16 protein-coding genes are annotated in these 16,102 nt (G+C 62.0%); 2 read left to right on the forward strand and 14 right to left on the reverse strand.

Annotated features, from left to right (window positions below; all coding sequences use genetic code 11):
- Window positions 1-10: 10 nt before the first annotated feature.
- The 11 genes from GDV60_RS05260 to GDV60_RS05310 form a co-directional block, all read right to left on the reverse strand.
- Complete coding sequence (locus GDV60_RS05260; protein WP_159906483.1) at window positions 11-490, reverse strand: DUF2878 domain-containing protein; 480 nt, start codon at window positions 488-490, stop codon at window positions 11-13.
- Window positions 483-1,754: a cyclopropane-fatty-acyl-phospholipid synthase family protein gene (locus GDV60_RS05265; RefSeq protein WP_092233548.1), complete on the reverse strand. Its 1,272-nt coding sequence runs from the start codon at window positions 1,752-1,754 to the stop codon at window positions 483-485. The genes GDV60_RS05260 and GDV60_RS05265 overlap by 8 nt, the downstream gene beginning before the upstream one ends.
- Window positions 1,741-2,544 carry a DUF1365 domain-containing protein gene (locus GDV60_RS05270; protein ID WP_070996784.1) on the reverse strand — a complete coding sequence of 268 codons (804 nt, stop codon included), beginning with the start codon at window positions 2,542-2,544 and terminating at the stop codon, window positions 1,741-1,743. Before GDV60_RS05270 ends, GDV60_RS05265 begins: the two co-directional genes overlap by 14 nt.
- On the reverse strand, window positions 2,541-3,788 hold the full coding sequence (locus tag GDV60_RS05275; RefSeq protein ID WP_159906485.1) for an NAD(P)/FAD-dependent oxidoreductase: 1,248 nt from the start codon (window positions 3,786-3,788) through the stop codon (window positions 2,541-2,543). The genes GDV60_RS05270 and GDV60_RS05275 overlap by 4 nt, the downstream gene beginning before the upstream one ends.
- Window positions 3,785-4,567 (reverse strand): SDR family oxidoreductase, encoded by a 783-nt coding sequence (locus GDV60_RS05280; protein WP_029295635.1) that lies wholly within the window; start codon window positions 4,565-4,567, stop codon window positions 3,785-3,787. Before GDV60_RS05280 ends, GDV60_RS05275 begins: the two co-directional genes overlap by 4 nt.
- Window positions 4,564-4,986, reverse strand: a complete 423-nt coding sequence (locus GDV60_RS05285; RefSeq protein ID WP_159906486.1) for a nuclear transport factor 2 family protein — start codon at window positions 4,984-4,986, stop codon at window positions 4,564-4,566. The genes GDV60_RS05280 and GDV60_RS05285 overlap by 4 nt, the downstream gene beginning before the upstream one ends.
- The gene (gene phrB, locus GDV60_RS05290; protein ID WP_159906488.1) at window positions 4,979-6,424 is read right to left on the reverse strand and encodes a deoxyribodipyrimidine photo-lyase; all 1,446 of its coding nucleotides are present in this window, start codon (window positions 6,422-6,424) and stop codon (window positions 4,979-4,981) included. Before phrB ends, GDV60_RS05285 begins: the two co-directional genes overlap by 8 nt.
- Window positions 6,425-7,360 (reverse strand): MerR family transcriptional regulator, encoded by a 936-nt coding sequence (locus GDV60_RS05295; RefSeq protein ID WP_029295628.1) that lies wholly within the window; start codon window positions 7,358-7,360, stop codon window positions 6,425-6,427. It lies immediately after the preceding gene.
- 3 nt (window positions 7,361-7,363) lie between these two features.
- Window positions 7,364-8,323, reverse strand: a complete 960-nt coding sequence (locus GDV60_RS05300) for a DUF523 and DUF1722 domain-containing protein (protein WP_083335493.1) — start codon at window positions 8,321-8,323, stop codon at window positions 7,364-7,366.
- 113 nt (window positions 8,324-8,436) lie between these two features.
- Entirely contained in the window at window positions 8,437-8,652 is a 216-nt protein-coding gene (locus tag GDV60_RS05305) for a TIGR02450 family Trp-rich protein (protein ID WP_070996794.1), read from the reverse strand.
- The gene (locus tag GDV60_RS05310) at window positions 8,649-9,635 is read right to left on the reverse strand and encodes an NAD(P)/FAD-dependent oxidoreductase (protein ID WP_029295620.1); all 987 of its coding nucleotides are present in this window, start codon (window positions 9,633-9,635) and stop codon (window positions 8,649-8,651) included. The genes GDV60_RS05305 and GDV60_RS05310 overlap by 4 nt, the downstream gene beginning before the upstream one ends.
- A gap of 196 nt (window positions 9,636-9,831) precedes the next feature.
- Between GDV60_RS05310 and GDV60_RS05315 the strand changes: the two genes are divergently transcribed.
- Together GDV60_RS05315 and hemH are read left to right on the forward strand one after the other, a co-directional pair.
- Entirely contained in the window at window positions 9,832-10,731 is a 900-nt protein-coding gene (locus GDV60_RS05315) for a TIGR01777 family oxidoreductase (protein WP_159906490.1), read from the forward strand.
- 14 nt (window positions 10,732-10,745) lie between these two features.
- Window positions 10,746-11,768, forward strand: coding sequence for a ferrochelatase (gene hemH, locus GDV60_RS05320; protein ID WP_159906492.1), 1,023 nt, complete (start codon window positions 10,746-10,748; stop codon window positions 11,766-11,768).
- Between the two features lie 178 nt (window positions 11,769-11,946).
- Here hemH and GDV60_RS05325 read toward each other — a convergent pair whose 3' ends face one another.
- The 3 genes from GDV60_RS05325 to algW all read right to left on the reverse strand — a co-directional run bounded on the left by GDV60_RS05325 (window position 11,947) and on the right by algW (window position 16,016).
- Window positions 11,947-12,666: a DUF4198 domain-containing protein gene (locus GDV60_RS05325; RefSeq protein ID WP_070996798.1), complete on the reverse strand. Its 720-nt coding sequence runs from the start codon at window positions 12,664-12,666 to the stop codon at window positions 11,947-11,949.
- Window positions 12,667-12,678: 12 nt separating this feature from the next.
- Window positions 12,679-14,787, reverse strand: a complete 2,109-nt coding sequence (locus tag GDV60_RS05330; protein WP_159906494.1) for a TonB-dependent siderophore receptor — start codon at window positions 14,785-14,787, stop codon at window positions 12,679-12,681.
- Between the two features lie 74 nt (window positions 14,788-14,861).
- Entirely contained in the window at window positions 14,862-16,016 is a 1,155-nt protein-coding gene (algW, locus tag GDV60_RS05335) for a Do family serine endopeptidase AlgW (RefSeq protein WP_159906496.1), read from the reverse strand.
- Window positions 16,017-16,102 lie beyond the last annotated feature (86 nt).

Below are 16,102 nucleotides of genomic sequence, written 5' to 3' on the forward strand. Positions count from 1 at the left end.
CTGACGGACGTCAGCGCGCGAGTCGGTGCAGGCCGGGAAATACCACGGCCCAAAGCAGCGCGATTGCCACCAGGGTCGGGGCTGTGGCAAATCCGAAGCTCACGCCTGCCAACTGGCTGCCGGCGTAGTACGACAGCGGCCCGCCCACGCCCCCCAGCAGGCTTGCGCGCCACCAGGGCCGGGCGCTCCAGGCCAGGCAATGGCGCAAGGTGGTCGCCAGCAACGCCCACAGCAAGATCAACCACCCAGGAATCAACGGGCCGGGTTCACTGAACTCGAACACGCCTAACGTGCGCAATAGCGTGTCGAGCAGGGTGCCGAGCACGGTCACGCTCAAGATCAACCGCCCCTCAGCGGCCCATGAAGTTATCCACAGCAGGTGAATTGCCAGCACGACCAGCCCGAGCAATAACCACAGGCTGTCGCCCCCCATCACACAGGCAAACCAGCCGCACTGGAACAGCGCGGCATTGGCCAGGTTTTTAAGCATTGAAACGCCCGAGCAGCGGTTGTGTCACCGCGCTGGGCTTGGCCAGCAGCAATTGCGCAGTGCCGATGGTGCGCTCCATAAAGCCGCCTTCGCAGTAGCACAGGTAGAACTCCCACAACCGCAGGAAGTATTCGTCGTAGCCCAATTCCGTGAGCCGGCCATGGGCGCGGCGAAAGTTCTCGTGCCACAAGCGCAGGGTTCGCGCGTAATGCAGGCCGAAGTCTTCCATGTGCAGCAGGTTCATATCGGTGTCGCGGCTGACGATCTGCAACATTTTCTGCACACAGGGCAGGGCGCCGCCGGGGAAGATGTAGCGCTGGATGAAGTCGACGCTGCTTTTGGCCTGCTCGTAGCGTTGTTCGCGAATGGTGATGGCCTGCAGCAACATCAGCCCGTCGCTCTTGAGCAAGTGTGCGCATTGCTTGAAGTAGGTGGGCAAGAAACGATGGCCAACCGCTTCGATCATTTCAATGGACACCAGCTTGTCGTACTGCCCGCTCAGGTCGCGGTAGTCCTGCAGCAGCAGCGTCACCTGATTCTGCAAACCCAAGGCCTGGATGCGCTGTTCGGTGTAGGCAAATTGCTCTTTGGACAAGGTAGTCGTGGTAACCCGGCAGCCGTATTGCTGGGCTGCGTACAGGGCCATGCTGCCCCAGCCAGTACCGATTTCCAGCAAGTGGTCCGAGGGCTTGAGTGCCAGTTTCTGGCAGATGCGCTCCAGCTTGTTGAGCTGTGCCTGCTCCAGCGTATCGTCGGCGCTAAGGAACTGCGCCGCCGAATACATCATGGTCGGGTCGAGAAACTCCTGGAACAGGTCGTTACCCAGGTCGTAGTGGGCGGCGATGTTTTTTTGCGAGCCCTTGCGGGTATTGCGGTTGAGCCAGTGCAAGCCTTGGGTGAAGGGGCGGGCCAGCTTGGCCAGGCCACCCTCGAGGGCGTCCAGTACATCAAGGTTGCTGACCATCACGCGTACCACGGCAGTCAGGTCCGGGCTGCTCCAGAAACCATGAATGAACGCCTCGCCCGCGCCGATGGAACCGTTGGCAGCCACCAGGCCCCACACGGCCGGGTCGAGGATCTGGATCTCACCCAACAAATGCGCTTCCCGTGCCCCGAACACCTGGCGTTCACCGTCCTCGATCACCACCAGTTGGCCATGGCGCAGCTTGCCGAGTTGGCGTAGCACGGCTTTGCGCAACAGCGCGCCGGTCAGGCCGTTGATGTTCAGGCGCTGGGATTTGATCGATAAGCTAGGGGATTTCATGGTGGCGATCCTTGGGATACCCAATTGCACAGGCGTCATCGGCCGCCTGATGGGGGAAAATCGGTGTGCGTTTAAGGAGCAGGCGCAGGGCTTGCCAGTAGATAGCCAGGCAGGTCTTGGCGGTCATCCACGGAAAGCGCCGCAAATAGCGATGCAGGCTGGCGCGGTCGAGGGCTTCGCGTTGCAGGCTCAAGGTGGCGTCGAACACCTTGCTCTCGCCTTGCCAGTCGGCCATATGCACCCCCAGGCGTTGGCCGGGCGGGCTGAAGCTCATGCGGTATTGCAGATCCCGGGGCAGGAAGGGCGATACATGAAATGCCTTGGCCACCGCGAAATGCTGATGCTCGCCGCCCGCCAGGGCCCGGGCGGGCAGCACATAGTGGTAACGCTCGCGCCACGGGGTGTTGGTCACTTCACAGACAATCGCCGCCAGTTGCCCGTCGCCCTCGAAGCAGTAGAAGAAACTCACCGGGTTAAACGCCAGGCCCCAACTGCGGGCCTGGGTCAGCAGGCAGATATTGCCTTGGGGTGTATGCCCAAGGGTCGTGCCGACCAGTTGGCGCACGGCGTCGCTCAAGCAGGTGCCATCGCGGGTCAACTCACGCAGGTAATCCTGCTGGCGAAACGCAAAGGGTGCGAAGCGGCCACTGCCGGCCAACGGTGACAGCCCCAGCACCTGCTCCTGTTCGCTGAGGTCCAGGTACAGCAGGCCGATGCGATAGCGAAAGGCATGGCCCTTGGGGGTAAATCGCCGATGGGCAATCCAGCCGCTGTAGAGGGCGCTGTTCACAGGGTTTCCCCAAACGCCTGGGCCACGCGCAGGGCGCTGACCACGCCGTCTTCATGAAAGCCGCTGGCCCAGTAGGCCCCGCAATAATAGGTGTGCTGCGCGCCATGCAATTCTTCCCAGCGTGCCTGTGCCGCCACCGCCGCCAGGCTGTATTGCGGATGGGCATAGGTGTAGCGGGCAAGGATTTTCAGCGGGTTGATAATCGCTGTCTGGTTGAGGCTCACACAAAAGGTGGTGTCGCTGTCGATCCCTTGCAGGATGTTCATGGCGTAGGTGACGGCTGCCGGCTTGTGCGTGCTGGCGTCCAGCCGATAGTTCCAACTGGCCCAGGCCAGGCGGCGGTCGGGCAGCAAGCGCGTATCGGTGTGCAGGACCACGTCATTGTCGGCGTAGGTTATCGCCCCCAGGATCTGCTGTTCGGCCAGGCTGGGATCGTCCAGCAAAGCCAGGGCCTGGTCGCTGTGGCAGGCGAAGATCACTTTGTCGAAGATTTCGCGGCCGTCGGCACTGTAGATCACTGCGCCTTCTGGCGTGCGCTCGACTTTCTGTACCGGGCAGTTGAGGCGGATGTGCTGGCGAAACGAGTGGGTCAGTGGCTCGATATAGCGGCTGGAGCCACCTTCGATCACGCACCATTGCGGCCGGTTGCTCACCGACAGCAAGCCGTGGTTTTTAAAGAAACGCACAAAGAACTGCAGCGGAAACGCCAGCATGTCCGCCAGGGACATCGACCAGATCGCCGCGCCCATGGGCACGATGTAGTGGCGGATAAACCGCGGGCCATAATTGCCCGCCTGCAAGTATTCACCCAGGGTCATCTGCGCGCTGATGCGTTGTTCCTGCAAATCCAGGGGCGCCTGGCGATTGAAACGCAGAATGTCGCGCAACATGCCCCAGAAACCCGGGGACAGGATATTGCTGCGCTGGGCGAACAGGCTGTTGAGGTTATTGCCGTTGTACTCGACGTTTTCCTCCGGGGCGCAGACCGAGAAGCTCATTTGGGTCGGCTTGAACGGCACGCCAATTTGCTGCAGCAGGCGGATGAAGTTGGGGTAGGTCCAGTCGTTGAACACGATAAAGCCGGTGTCCAGCGCGTACTGTGCGCCGTCGACGGTCACGTCTACCGTGTGGGTATGGCCGCCAATTCGGTCGGCGGCTTCGAACAGCGTGATGTCATGGCGGCGGCTGAGCAGATAGGCGCTGGTCAGCCCGGAAATTCCGCTGCCGATAATCGCGACTTTCACAGGTTGTCCTTGTGCGGCGGCGGGCTGCGCAGCATGCGTTTGCCGATGATCAGTTGCGCGCGGTTCGGCAGTTTCGACAGCGGCCACAGGGTGGCGATGAACAGGGCCGGGAAGGCGATCTCCAGTGGGCGTTTTTCAAGTTTGCCGAAGATATGCCGTGCGGCTTTGTCGGCCGGCCAGCTCAAGGGCATAGGGAAATCGTTGCGTTCGGTCAGTGGGGTATCGACGAAACCGGGGCTCACCACCGTGACATCAATGCCTTCGGGCGACAGGTCGATGCGCAGGGATTCGAACAAGTAGCGCAGGCCGGCCTTGGACGCGCCATAGGCTTCTGCGCGGGGCATCGGCAGGTAGGTGACGGCACTGGCGACCCCCACCAAATGCGGGGTTTGCCCGGCACGCAGCAGCGGCAGCGCGGCTTCGATGCAATAACTGCTGGCCAGCAGGTTGGTGCGCACCACGTGTTCGATAATCGAGGCATCGAACTGCTTGGCATCCACATATTCACAGGTGCCGGCATTGAGGATCACGGTGTCCAGGGCGCCCCAGGTTTGCGCGATCTGTTCGCCGATTTCCCGTACCACCTGGCTGTTGGTCAAGTCGCCGGCGACCACCAGCACTTGCCCGGGGTAGCGTTGGGCCAGTTGTTCCAGTGGCGCCTTGGAGCGCGCACTCAGCGCCACCTGCGCACCACTGCCGAGCAGCTCTTCGGCCAATGCGGCACCGATGCCACTGCTTGCCCCTGTCAGCCAATAACGCCGTGGCGATTTCAGGCTCATGCCATTCTCCCTTTCAACCAACGGACCAGCCGGCCAAGGACCGGTAGGTGTTCGTAAAGCAGCGCGCCAGCATCAAAGTAATCGCGGTGCCGGTAAACCTTGTCGTGCCATAGCAGATGGGAGCAGCCCTCGACCTGAATCTGTCGGCCACCCGCCAGGCGTGGGTGGCAGAAACTCATGGTCCAGCGCAGATAACCCTCGCCATCGGCCACATTGTCAAAGGCGTGGAAGTCAAAATGCAGTTGCTCGACGTTGCTATAAAGCTCGGCGAAGTACGCTTGCAGCGCGCTGATACCGTGGACCTGATGCAGTGGGTCGGTAAACGATATGTCCTGGCTGTACAGGCTGTCGAGCAGGTGCAGGTTGTGCTTGTCCAGGCGGGCGAAGGACTGGGCGAACTGGCGCAGGAAGTCACTCATACACGCCTCCCACCGCCTGACGTGAGGGCAGGGCACGAAAGGCCGCCAACGCGCGCTCACGGGAATGTTTGAGGTCGACGATGGGGCGCGGGTAGTCGGCCACGCCAAACAGGCCGCCGGCGGCGTCGGGGTTGTGTACTTCCTTCTTGTTCAAGCCCGCCAGTTGCGGCAGCCATTGCTTGATAAAGCGCCCTTCGCCGTCGAATTTCTCGGACTGGCTCAGCGGGCTGAAAATGCGGAAGTACGGTGCCGAATCAGTGCCGGTGGACGAACTCCACTGCCAGCCGCCGTTGTTGGCCGCCAGATCGCCGTCGATCAAGTGCCGCATAAAAAAGCGCTCGCCTTCGCGCCAGTCGATCAGCAGGTTCTTGGTCAGGAACATCGCCACCACCATGCGCAGGCGGTTATGCATCCAGCCGGTTTCCAGCAGTTGGCGCATCGCGGCGTCGATGATCGGCAGGCCGGTGCGCGCCTCTTGCCAGGCTGCAAGGTCAGCGGGGGCATGGCGCCAGGCCACGGCTTCGGTTTCCGGGCGAAACGCACGGTGGCGCGACACCCGTGGGTAGCCCACCAGGATATGTTTATAGAACTCGCGCCACAGCAACTCGTTGATCCAGGTGATGGCGCCGATATCGCCGCTTTCGAATTCACCCTGGTTGCTTTGCAGCGCCGCATGCAGGCACTGGCGCGGCGAAACCACGCCGGCTGCGAGGTACGCCGACAGTTGGCTGGTGCCAGGCTTGGCCGGGTAGTCGCGCTCGTCCTTGTAGTAGCTGATCTGAGCGTCGGCAAACTGCGCAAGGCGCCGCTGTGCCTCGTCTTCACCGGCCGGCCAAAGTGCGCGCAGGGCGTCGCTGGGCGGGGCAAACCCTGGGACTTGCTCGGGAACCGCATCACTGGCCAATGGCAGCGCGGTCTGGGCCTTGGGGGTTGGCACTCGACGTGGCAGGGCGCTGTGCAGGCGGTTGTAGCAGACCTTGCGAAACTGGCTGAACACTTGGAAGTAGGTGCCCGTCTTGGTCAGCACGCTGCCGGGCTGGAACAGCAATTGGTCCAGGTAGCGGTAAAAACCCAGGCCTTGGGCTTCCAGGGCCTGGGCCACGGCAGCGTCACGCCGGCTCTCGTGGATCCCGTACTCTTCGTTGACGTGCACGGTCTGGACCGACAACTCCTGGCACAACTGCAGCAATACCTGTGGGACTTGGTCCCACGTGTCCGCGTGGCGGATCAGCAATGGGATGTTCAGCTCACCCAGGGCCTGGCCCAGGCACTTGAGGTTGCGCAGCCAGAAGTCGACTTTGCACGGTGCGTCGTCATGGGCCAGCCATTGCCCAGGCGTGATCAAGTACACCGCCGCCGTCGGGCCTCGCTCGCAGGCGGCCGCAAGGGCGGTGTTGTCATGCAGGCGCAGATCGCTGCGCAGCCAGATCAGGTGCATTTAAAGAAGCCCACGCTGGATCAGGAGTTGATGAGCCGACAACGGGTCTTCGGCCAGCAGCAACTGAGGAATGTCTTGGGTTAATACCGCCAACTCGGCCTGGTGGATGCACACCGTTGGTCCGGCGATAAGGGTCGGGCAGTTGGTGCCGCTCAAGAGTTTCGGCAGGGCCGCCAGATGGATGGCCTTGCTTGAGTACAGCAGCACGGCGCGCGGTTGCAAATGCTCAACGGCCAAGGCCAGTTCGCCGTTGGGCAACGGCCAGTCGAAGACCTCCACCGGGCAATCGGCGCTGCTGGCCAGCCAGGCGCTCAGCCACAGGTGCGGCTCCAGCGGCAGGTCGGAATGATTGATCAACAGCAGCGGCGGGCCATTGAGCTGGCGATTGTTGTGATACATCCGCGCGCCAAATTTGCTGCGCAGCCAGGAGTGGAAAAACACCCGCTCCATTTGTGCGCCGAACTGGCCCTGCCAGCGCTGTTCCAGTTCCTTGAGCAGCGGCAACAACAGCTGCTCGCACAGAGTGCGCGGTGGGTAGAGGGCCATGGCCTGGTTGAACACATCGTCCACCCGGCGTTCGGCCAGTTGAGCGATGGCCTGCACCAGCGTCTGGCGCAGGCTCTGCCATTCGTTTTCGATGCTGTCGTCCACCGGCTGGGCGTTGTCGATCAACTGCTTGACCTGGCTGACCGGCACGCCACGGTTGAGCCAGGTCAGGATGGTCTGGATGCGCTGCACATGTTCGGCGTTGAACAGCCGGTGGCCCTTGGGGGTGCGCTGGGGCACGATCAAGCCATAGCGCCGCTCCCACGCGCGCAAAGTCACCGCGTTGACCCCGGTCTGGCGCGCCACTTCGCGAATCGGCAGCCAGCCTTGTTCCAGGGCCTGGGCCACGTCTTCGACGGGTGGGGTTGGGTGTTGCAGGGAAACATTCATGGGTTAGATCGCATTACGCAGGCTGAGATTTTCCGGATGGGGCTGCAGGTACGCCTGTTGCGCGATGTAGCGGTCCGGGTGTTGGCGAAAGTGATGTTTGAGCAGGGTCAGCGGCACCACCAGCGGCACGATGCCGTGACGGTATTGGCCGATCAGGGTCTGCATTTCTTGTTTGTCGTCGGCGCTGAGGGCTTGCTTGAGGTAGCCGCTGATGTGTTGCAGCACGTTGGAATGGGTGCCACGGGTCGCGCACTTTTTCAGTGCGCTCATCAGCTCAGTGAAATAGTCGCTGGCCAGGGCTTGCAGGTCGCAGCCCTTGCCCATGCTGCCCAGCAGATGACCCAGGCTCTTGTAGTGGGCCGGGCTGTGGGCCATCAGCAGGTATTTGTAGCGCGAGTGGAAGGCCAGCAGGCGATGACGGGTCAAGCCCTCTGCCAGCAGTTGCTGCCAGGTGGCATACACGAACACCCGCGTCAGGAAATTTTCGCGCAGCACCGGGTCGTGCAGGCGACCGTCTTCTTCCACCGGCAGGTTGGGGTGGCGGGCACAGAAGGCCTGGGCATAGATGCCGCGCCCGCCGCCGTCCACCGGAGTGCCGTTGTCGCGGTAGACCTTGACCCGTTCCAGGCCACAGGACGGCGACTTCTGCATGAAGATGTAGCCGCACAGGTCGGTATGCTCGGCGGCCATTTGTTGACCATAGGCGTCCAGGGGCGCGGTTACATTCAATTCACGGTGCACGGTGCCCACGGCTTGCGGTTGCTGCGGATCGCCCACCAGGCGAATCGGCTCGCGGGGGATGCCCAGGCCAATGGCGACTTCGGGGCACAGCGGCACGAAGTCAAAGTATTCACCGAGTGTCTGGCTGCACAGGGGGGATTGCTTGTGCCCGCCGTTGAAGCGCACGTTTTCGCCAAGCAGGCAGGCGCTGATGGCGATCTTGGGTTTGCCGGTGGCGGACACAGGGGTGGACATGGCAAAACCTCTACAAGATTCATGTACAGAATTTAATTTCTGTACAACTAAATCTCATCATAGGTCTGAGGCTGTACAAGTCAAATTATTTGTACAGGTTTTTACGTCCAGCCGATTTTCCAGCGCTCGGCATCTTGCAGGCTTTGCCAGGCCAGGCGCTCTGAACGGCGGGTGAGGACGGCTTGCAGTTCAATCTCCAGCACGCTGCCTTCGTCATCGCGAAACAATTCGGTGACCAGGAAATGTTTTTCCTTGTGCCGAGGTTGCGTGGCTGTCCATTTCGAGAGCAGCAATTTCGCCGGGTTGATGCGGTTCATTGCAGGTGTTCGAGCAGGCGCCGCGCCGCTTCCTGGCCGCTGAGCCATGCGCCTTCGACCCTGCCGGACAGGCACCAGTCGCCACACACGTACAACCCCAGGTCGGCGTCCGCCAGCACGCCCCATTCATGGCTGCCCGCCGGGCGGGCGTACAGCCAGCGGTGGGCGAGGCTGAAGGAGGGCGCCGGCATGCTGCAGTGCAGCAATTCGGCAAAGGCGCCGTGCAGCAATTCGATAATGGCTTCCTTGGGCAGGTCCAGGTGCTTTTTGCTCCAGGCACTGCTGGCATGCAGGATCCAGGTGTCGGGCGTGGCATCGCGCCCGGGTTTGCTGCGGTTGCGGGCCAGCCAATCCAGGGGGCTGTCCTGTACAAAGCAGCCTTCCATAGGGGTATCCAGCGGCGTGTCGAAGGCCAGGGCGATGGCCCAGGTCGGGTCCATTTTCACCCCGGCGGCAGTGCTCGCCAGTTTCGGCGCTGCCGCCAGCAGGGCAGTGGCCTGGTGCGCCGGGGTGGCGATGATCACGTGGCTGAAGGGGCCGTGGTTGCCGCCATCGGCGTCCAGCAGGTTCCAGTGTTGCTGGCCCTGGAACACTTCGGTGATACGGCAGCCAAACTCTACCGGCAGGTCATCGAGCAGGGCGCGGGTGATGGCGCTCATGCGCGGGGTGCCGACCCAGCGGGTCTGTTCGTCCGGGGAGGGGCTCAGTTGGCCGGATTGGCAATTGTAGAGTTGCGGCTCCCACTCGGCAGCCCAGCCATTGGCTTGCCAGCGTTGGACTTCATTGACGAAACGTCGGTCGCGCGCGGTGAAATACTGCGCGCCCAGGTCCAGTGCACCGGCTTCGCTGCGCTTGCTGGACATGCGTCCGCCACTGCCGCGGCTTTTATCGAAGAGTTGTACAACGTGCCCGGCATCTTTTAGCGCTCGGGCGGCCGAAAGTCCGGCGATGCCGGTACCGATGATCGCGATAGGAACAGTCATGGGAGGCCTCGTTTTACCGTTGGGTACAGACTACGCCGACACCAATAGCTGTACAATATTGTTTTTTGGTATAAGTTTCGGCATGCCTGAATGTGTCGCGTGACCTATGGTTAAACCTAGGTTGCGCCGATTAAAAAGATCCCTGCTTATAAAATAGACCAGCGACGCTCGGCCAACGTTACAGGAGGAAGATCTCATGCACATTTTGCTGACCGGCGGTACGGGTCTGATCGGCCGCCAGCTCTGCCAACACTGGAGCGCCCAGGGGCATCGGTTGACGGTCTGGAGCCGCAACCCCACGCAGGTCGCCACGCTGTGCGGTGCGCAAGTGCAGGGCGTCGCCCGTTTGCAGGATGTAACGCAGCCGGTGGACGCGGTGATCAACCTGGCCGGCGCGCCGATTGCCGACCGCCTCTGGACCCACAAACGCAAGGCGTTGCTGTGGAGCAGCCGGATCAGCCTGACGGAAACCCTGCTGGCCTGGCTCGAGGGCCTGGCAGTCAAACCTGCGGTATTGATCAGCGGCTCGGCGGTGGGTTGGTACGGCGATGGCGGTGAGCGTGAGCTGACCGAAGCCAGCGGCCCGGTGCAGGACGATTTCCCCAGCCAGTTATGCATCGCCTGGGAAGAAACCGCCCAGCGCGCCGAAGCTTTTGGCTTGCGGGTGGTGCTGGTGCGTACTGGCTTGGTGCTAGCGGCTGAGGGCGGCTTTTTGTCGCGGCTGTTGCTGCCCTTCAAGGTGGCGCTGGGCGGGCCTATCGGCAATGGTCGGCAGTGGATGCCGTGGGTGCATATCAAGGATCAAATCGCCCTGATTGATTTTCTTCTGCATAAACCTGACGCCAGCGGTCCTTATAATGCCTGCGCGCCACAGCCGGTGCGTAACCGCGAGTTCGCCAAGACCTTGGGCCAGGTCCTGCACCGCCCGGCGTTCATGCCCATGCCGGCGTTTGCCTTGCGGCTGGGGTTGGGCGAGTTGTCCGGGTTATTGCTGGGGGGGCAGAGGGCAGTACCCGAGCGGCTGTTGGCTGCCGGTTTCATTTTTCAGTTCACTGATTTGCACGCGGCCCTGGACGACTTGTCCAGCCGCCTCTAGAGATAGGATGTTGCATGACGGATCACGCGTTGTTACTGGTCAACCTGGGTTCACCGGCGTCCACTTCGGTGGCCGATGTGCGCAGCTACCTCAATCAGTTTTTGATGGACCCCTATGTGATTGACCTGCCGTGGCCGGTCCGGCGCTTGCTGGTGTCGCTGATCCTGATCAAGCGCCCCGCGCAGTCGGCCCATGCCTACGCCTCGATCTGGTGGGACGAAGGCTCGCCGCTGGTAGTCCTCAGTCGCCGCCTGCAGCAGCAGATGACCGCCCAGTGGACGCAGGGTCCGGTGGAGCTGGCGATGCGCTATGGCGAACCCTCGATCGAAAGTGTACTCACCCGCCTGGCCGGGCAGGGCATCAGCAAGGTCACGCTGGCGCCGCTGTATCCGCAATTTGCCGACAGCACCGTGACCACGGTGATTGAAGAAGCGCGACGGGTGGTGCGGGATAAGCAACTCAACCTGCAGTTCTCGATCCTGCAACCGTTCTACGACCAGCCGGAATACCTCGACGCCCTGGTGGCCAGTGCCAGGCCGCACTTGCAGCAGGATTACGATCACCTGCTGTTCAGCTTCCATGGCCTGCCGGAACGGCACCTGAACAAACTCAACCCTGGGCATTCGCTTGAAGGCAGTGGTGACTGCTGCGCCAATGCCTCGCCCGAGGTGCGCACGACGTGTTATCGCGGGCAGTGCTTCAGCGTCGCCCGTGACTTTGCTGCGCGCATGGGCCTGCCGGACGATAAATGGTCGGTGGCGTTCCAGTCGCGCCTGGGCCGGGCGAAGTGGATCGAACCCTACACCGAGGCACGCCTGGAGGCACTGGCCCAGCAAGGGGTGAAGAAGTTGTTGGTGATGTGCCCGGCGTTTGTCGCCGATTGCATCGAGACCCTGGAAGAGATCGGTGATCGCGGGCTGGAGCAGTTCCGCGAAGCCGGGGGCGAGGAGTTGGTGTTGGTGCCGTGCCTCAATGATGATCCGCAATGGGCGGTGGCGCTCAACACCTTGTGCGAAAGAGCGCCTGTCAGCCTTTAGCGTGGCAGCGGGCTTGTGTGGGAGCTGATGTGGAAGCTGGCTAGTGTGGGAGCTGGCTTGCCTGCGATGCGGGCACCTCGGTGTGTCTATCCGACCTCGGTGATGCTATCGCAGGCAAGCCAGCTCCCACCCAAGCCAGCCCCTGCACAAGCCAGCTCCCAGATGGGTTCACTGGGGGTTATTCGTGGTGCGGTTGGCCGAGGAAGGTCAGTGAGCTGAACAGCGCACGGGTCTGGATCTCGCTATCACCTTGGACCGGTACTTCCACCTGCGCCGCAATCACATTCAACGCCTCGTTGCGCACCAGTACCTGGGCCCGGCCATCCTTGTCGGTCTCGGTGCTCAAGGTGTTCGGCGCGCTGCGGTAGTCGCCAATCAACTTGATCCCCGCAGCAGGCTTGCCATCGATCAACACCCGCACCGGCAGGGATTTGCCAGGGCCAACGGTGAGCGGATCGACCTCGGGCACGATCACCATCCTCAATTGATCCAGCTTGGGCAACTTGGCCCCGGCCTGATAGATCGCCAGGCTGTACTTAAGGGCCTGGGTGGTTTCGAGGGCGCCGGGTACTTGGCTGCGGCCCTTGTTCACCCACTTCTTGTCCGGGGTTTGCGACCACAAGCCATTATCAAACGCCACCGCCAGCACCGCAGGCGGCTTGAGCGGTTGCAGGCGCGCCTGGTCGTCCAGGCGTTGCACCGTCACCGGGATCATCCGGCCACTGGGGTCATAGGCCCAGGCACCGCTGACCTTCTTCGCCTTGAAGGCTTCGTCTTCGGCACCGTGGCCATAGACCACCTCGATATGGCCCCGGCGTTGCTCGGTCCACAGGCCATGGGCCGAGACCTGGGTGGCGAACAGCAGACCGAGCACGGCCAATGATTTGAGCGCTTGCATGGGGACGTCCTTTTACAGGTTGAGGGTCAGGCTGACGGTGAAGTTGCGCGGCTCTCCGGGGTTGACCCAGTAGTTGCTGTAGGAGCGCTCGTAGTACTTTTCGTCGAACAGGTTGTTGAGATTCAGGCCCACGGTGACGTTATCGCTGGCTTTGTAATGGGCCAGCAGGTCGACGGTGTGGTAGGCCGGCAACTCGAAGCTTTTGCCCGCCTCGCCCGAACGGTCGCCGACATAAGTAAACGCCGCGCCCACGTCAGAGCCGCGCAGGGCGCCATCCTGGAACTCATACACGCCCAACAGGCTGCCACTGCGCTTGGCCACGCCGAGAATGCGGCTGCCGGTGGGCACGTCTTGGTCGCCCTTGGTCACTTCTGCGTCGATGTAGGCAAAGGCGCCAATCACCCGCACGGCGTCAGTCAGTTGCCCGGTCAGTTGCAGGTCGAAACCCTGGCTGCGGGCCTTGCCGATGGCGCGCTTGGTGTCGGTGGCCGGGTCCGTGGCCAGGGTGTTTTCCTTCTCGATATGGAAGGCGGCGAGGGTGGTGCTCAGGCGGTCGTCGAACAGCTCGCTCTTGATGCCCACTTCATAACCGACGCCTTCCTCGGGCTTGAGGAAATTGCCGGCAGCATCCAGATCACTTTGTGGTTTGAACGAGGTGGAGGCGTTGGCAAACAGGCCCACTTGCGGGGTCAGTTGATACAGCAGGCCGGCCCGTTGCGTCATGACGTCGTGGGTTTTCTGGGTCTTGGCCCCGTTACGGGTAAAGTCCTCTGAACGTTGCTCGACGTGCTCCAGGCGCATGCCAACCACACCGCGCAGGCGCTCGGTAAAGACGATCTGGTCTTGCAGGTTCAGCGCCTGGCTTTTCACCTGGGTGAAAAAATCAGTGCCCGAGCGCTGGCCATTGGGCTTGGGCTGGCCATAGACCGGCCGGTAGATATCAATCGGGTAACTGCCGGCGATGGCGGTCACCCGTTCTTTCTTGCGGTAGTCCTCGTACTCGGTGCCGATCAGCAGTTCATGCTGCCAACTGCCCACCTCGAACAGGCCGCGCAGTTCCAGTTGGGTGATGCTGTCGTGCCAACCCATGGAGCGTTGGCGGTAGCGGCGGTTGACGGTATGGCCATCGGCATTCAGCGCACGGCTCTCCGAGGCTTCGCCCCACAGGCTGCCCTGTTTGTAATGGCTGGCCAGGCGCAGCTTCCAGGCATCGTTCAAGTGATGCTCGAGGGTGGCTTGCAGACGGTTGTTGTGGTTGTCGATATCGCCATCGTTCGGCTCGCCGAGGAAGGTCGAGCGCGACATACCGCTCCAACGGTTGTTGGGGGCCACGATGCCCCGGTCGAAGGTCGAGCTGTGGCGCACGAACTCACTCTCCACCAGCAGGCTGGTGTCCGGGTCCAGTTGCCAGCTGAAGGAGGGCGCAACAAACACCCGCTTGCTCTGCACGTGATCGCGGAAGCTGTGGTTGTCTTCCACCGCCAGGTTGACCCGCGATAACACCTGGCCTTCGCTGTCCAGCGGGGTGTTGATATCGACGGCGGTGCGGTAGCGATCCCAACTGCCGGCGCTGGTCTGTACGGTGGTGAAGGCTTCGGCTTGGGGCTTCTTGGTGACGATGTTTACGGTACCGCCGGGATCGCCACGGCCATACAGGCTGGCGGCGGGGCCCTTGAGCACTTCGATGCGTTCGATATTGGCCGTGTCCGGCGTACTGGGGTAGCCGCGGTTGGCGCTGAAACCGTCCTGGTAGAACTGTGAGGTGGTGAAGCCGCGAATACTGTACTCGTAAAGGGTCAGGCCGCCGAAGTTGTTCTGCTTGGACACGCCGCCGGCAAACTCCAGGGCGCGCTCGACGTTGTTGCTGCCCAGGTCCTTGAGCACTGTGGCGGGAATCACACTGATCGATTGTGGGATATCGCGCAGGGCCGTGTCGGTCTTGGTCGCGCTGGCCGAGCGGGTCGCGCGGTAGCCCTGGACCGGGCCGGTGGCGGATTCATACGCCTCACCGGTGATGCTGGTGGTGCCCAACTCAAGGGTGTTGGTGTCTTCTGCAAACACCGGGTCCACCAGCAATCCCAAGGCGAGACCGGCCAGGGGCGCAAACTTTCGAGACGTCATGGTCTAACATTCCAATATCAATATTGAAATAATATAACATGACTGTTGAGAGTGTATCTCTTTAAGAACGCCCTTTATTCTTGCTCTTTAGCCGGTGCTGGCGGCGGCCGCAGCCCCACTTCGGCCAGGAGTTTGATCTCTTTGCCGTTGCGCATGACCTGGATCGCGACCTTTTCCGTTGGCTTGATCCGCGCCACCTGGTTCATCGAACGACGGCCATCGCCAGCCGGTTCGCCGTCGATGCTGAGGATCACATCGCCCACCTGCATCCCGGCTTTTTCCGCTGGACCGCCGCGCAGGATGCCGGCAATGACAATGCCGGGGCGCCCGGTCAGGCCAAAGGATTCGGACAGCTCCTTGGTCAGCGGCTGCACTTCAATCCCCAGCCAGCCACGGATCACCTGGCCGTGCTCGATGATCGACTTCATCACTTCCATCGCCAGCTTTACCGGGATCGCGAAACCAATGCCTTGGGAGCCACCGGACTTGGAGAAAATCGCGGTGTTGATGCCCGTCAGGTTGCCGCTGGCATCCACCAGCGCGCCGCCGGAGTTGCCTGGGTTGATTGCTGCGTCGGTCTGAATAAAGTCTTCGTAGCTGTTGAGGCCCAACTGATTACGCCCGGTGGCGCTGATGATGCCCATGGTCACGGTCTGGCCGACGCCGAACGGGTTGCCGATGGCCAGCGCCACATCGCCGACGCGCAGGCCTTCGGAGCGGCCGATGGTAATGGAGGGCAGGTTCTTCAGGTCGATTTTCAGCACCGCAAGGTCGGTTTCCGGGTCGCTGCCCACCACCCGCGCCAGGGTTTCGCGGCCATCGCGCAGGGCCACCACAATCTGGTCGGCGCCGGTGCTCACATGGTTGTTGGTCAGGATGTAGCCTTCCGGGCTCATGATCACCCCGGAGCCGAGGCTCGATTCCATGCGGCGCTGCTTGGGCGAGTTGTCACCGAAAAAACGCCGGAACTGTGGGTCTTCAAACAGCGGATGCGCCGGTTTATTGATGACTTTGGTGGTGTACAGGTTGACCACCGCAGGCGCCGCGACCACTACCGCATCGGCATAGGTCACCGGGCCCTGTTGCACCGCGTTGGTTTGCGGTGCCTGTTGCAGGTTGACGTCCAGGCTTGGCAGGCCGACCCATTGCGGATAACGCTGAATGATCAGCATCGCGATCAGCACGCCGGCCAACAATGGCCATCCAAAAAAACGCAGCGCCTTGAGCATCAAGTAAGTCCTGACAGGTTGCAGGGGGCGCGGGAGCGCCCATAATGTCGCGCATTATACGAGGCCGCGAGCGCCTCTGAACGGGA

It is taken from the genome of Pseudomonas sp. DTU12.1, from assembly GCF_009873475.1.
In the GTDB taxonomy this organism is placed as follows: domain Bacteria; phylum Pseudomonadota; class Gammaproteobacteria; order Pseudomonadales; family Pseudomonadaceae; genus Aquipseudomonas; species Aquipseudomonas proteolytica.

What these genes read in the sequence shown, in the direction of transcription:
- GDV60_RS05310 (WP_029295620.1), bottom strand. Translation starts at nt 9,635, where the DNA reads ATGACTGTTCCTATCGCGATCATCGGTACCGGCATCGCCGGACTTTCG.
- GDV60_RS05295 (WP_029295628.1), bottom strand. Translation starts at nt 7,360, where the DNA reads ATGAATGTTTCCCTGCAACACCCAACCCCACCCGTCGAAGACGTGGCC.
- GDV60_RS05280 (WP_029295635.1), bottom strand. Translation starts at nt 4,567, where the DNA reads ATGAGCCTGAAATCGCCACGGCGTTATTGGCTGACAGGGGCAAGCAGT.
- GDV60_RS05260 (WP_159906483.1), bottom strand. Translation starts at nt 490, where the DNA reads ATGCTTAAAAACCTGGCCAATGCCGCGCTGTTCCAGTGCGGCTGGTTT.
- GDV60_RS05305 (WP_070996794.1), bottom strand. Translation starts at nt 8,652, where the DNA reads ATGAACCGCATCAACCCGGCGAAATTGCTGCTCTCGAAATGGACAGCC.
- GDV60_RS05265 (WP_092233548.1), bottom strand. Translation starts at nt 1,754, where the DNA reads ATGAAATCCCCTAGCTTATCGATCAAATCCCAGCGCCTGAACATCAAC.
- GDV60_RS05325 (WP_070996798.1), bottom strand. Translation starts at nt 12,666, where the DNA reads ATGCAAGCGCTCAAATCATTGGCCGTGCTCGGTCTGCTGTTCGCCACC.
- GDV60_RS05285 (WP_159906486.1), bottom strand. Translation starts at nt 4,986, where the DNA reads ATGAGTGACTTCCTGCGCCAGTTCGCCCAGTCCTTCGCCCGCCTGGAC.
- phrB (WP_159906488.1), bottom strand. Translation starts at nt 6,424, where the DNA reads ATGCACCTGATCTGGCTGCGCAGCGATCTGCGCCTGCATGACAACACC.
- GDV60_RS05315 (WP_159906490.1), top strand. Translation starts at nt 9,832, where the DNA reads ATGCACATTTTGCTGACCGGCGGTACGGGTCTGATCGGCCGCCAGCTC.
- hemH (WP_159906492.1), top strand. Translation starts at nt 10,746, where the DNA reads ATGACGGATCACGCGTTGTTACTGGTCAACCTGGGTTCACCGGCGTCC.
- algW (WP_159906496.1), bottom strand. Translation starts at nt 16,016, where the DNA reads ATGCTCAAGGCGCTGCGTTTTTTTGGATGGCCATTGTTGGCCGGCGTG.
- GDV60_RS05330 (WP_159906494.1), bottom strand. Translation starts at nt 14,787, where the DNA reads ATGACGTCTCGAAAGTTTGCGCCCCTGGCCGGTCTCGCCTTGGGATTG.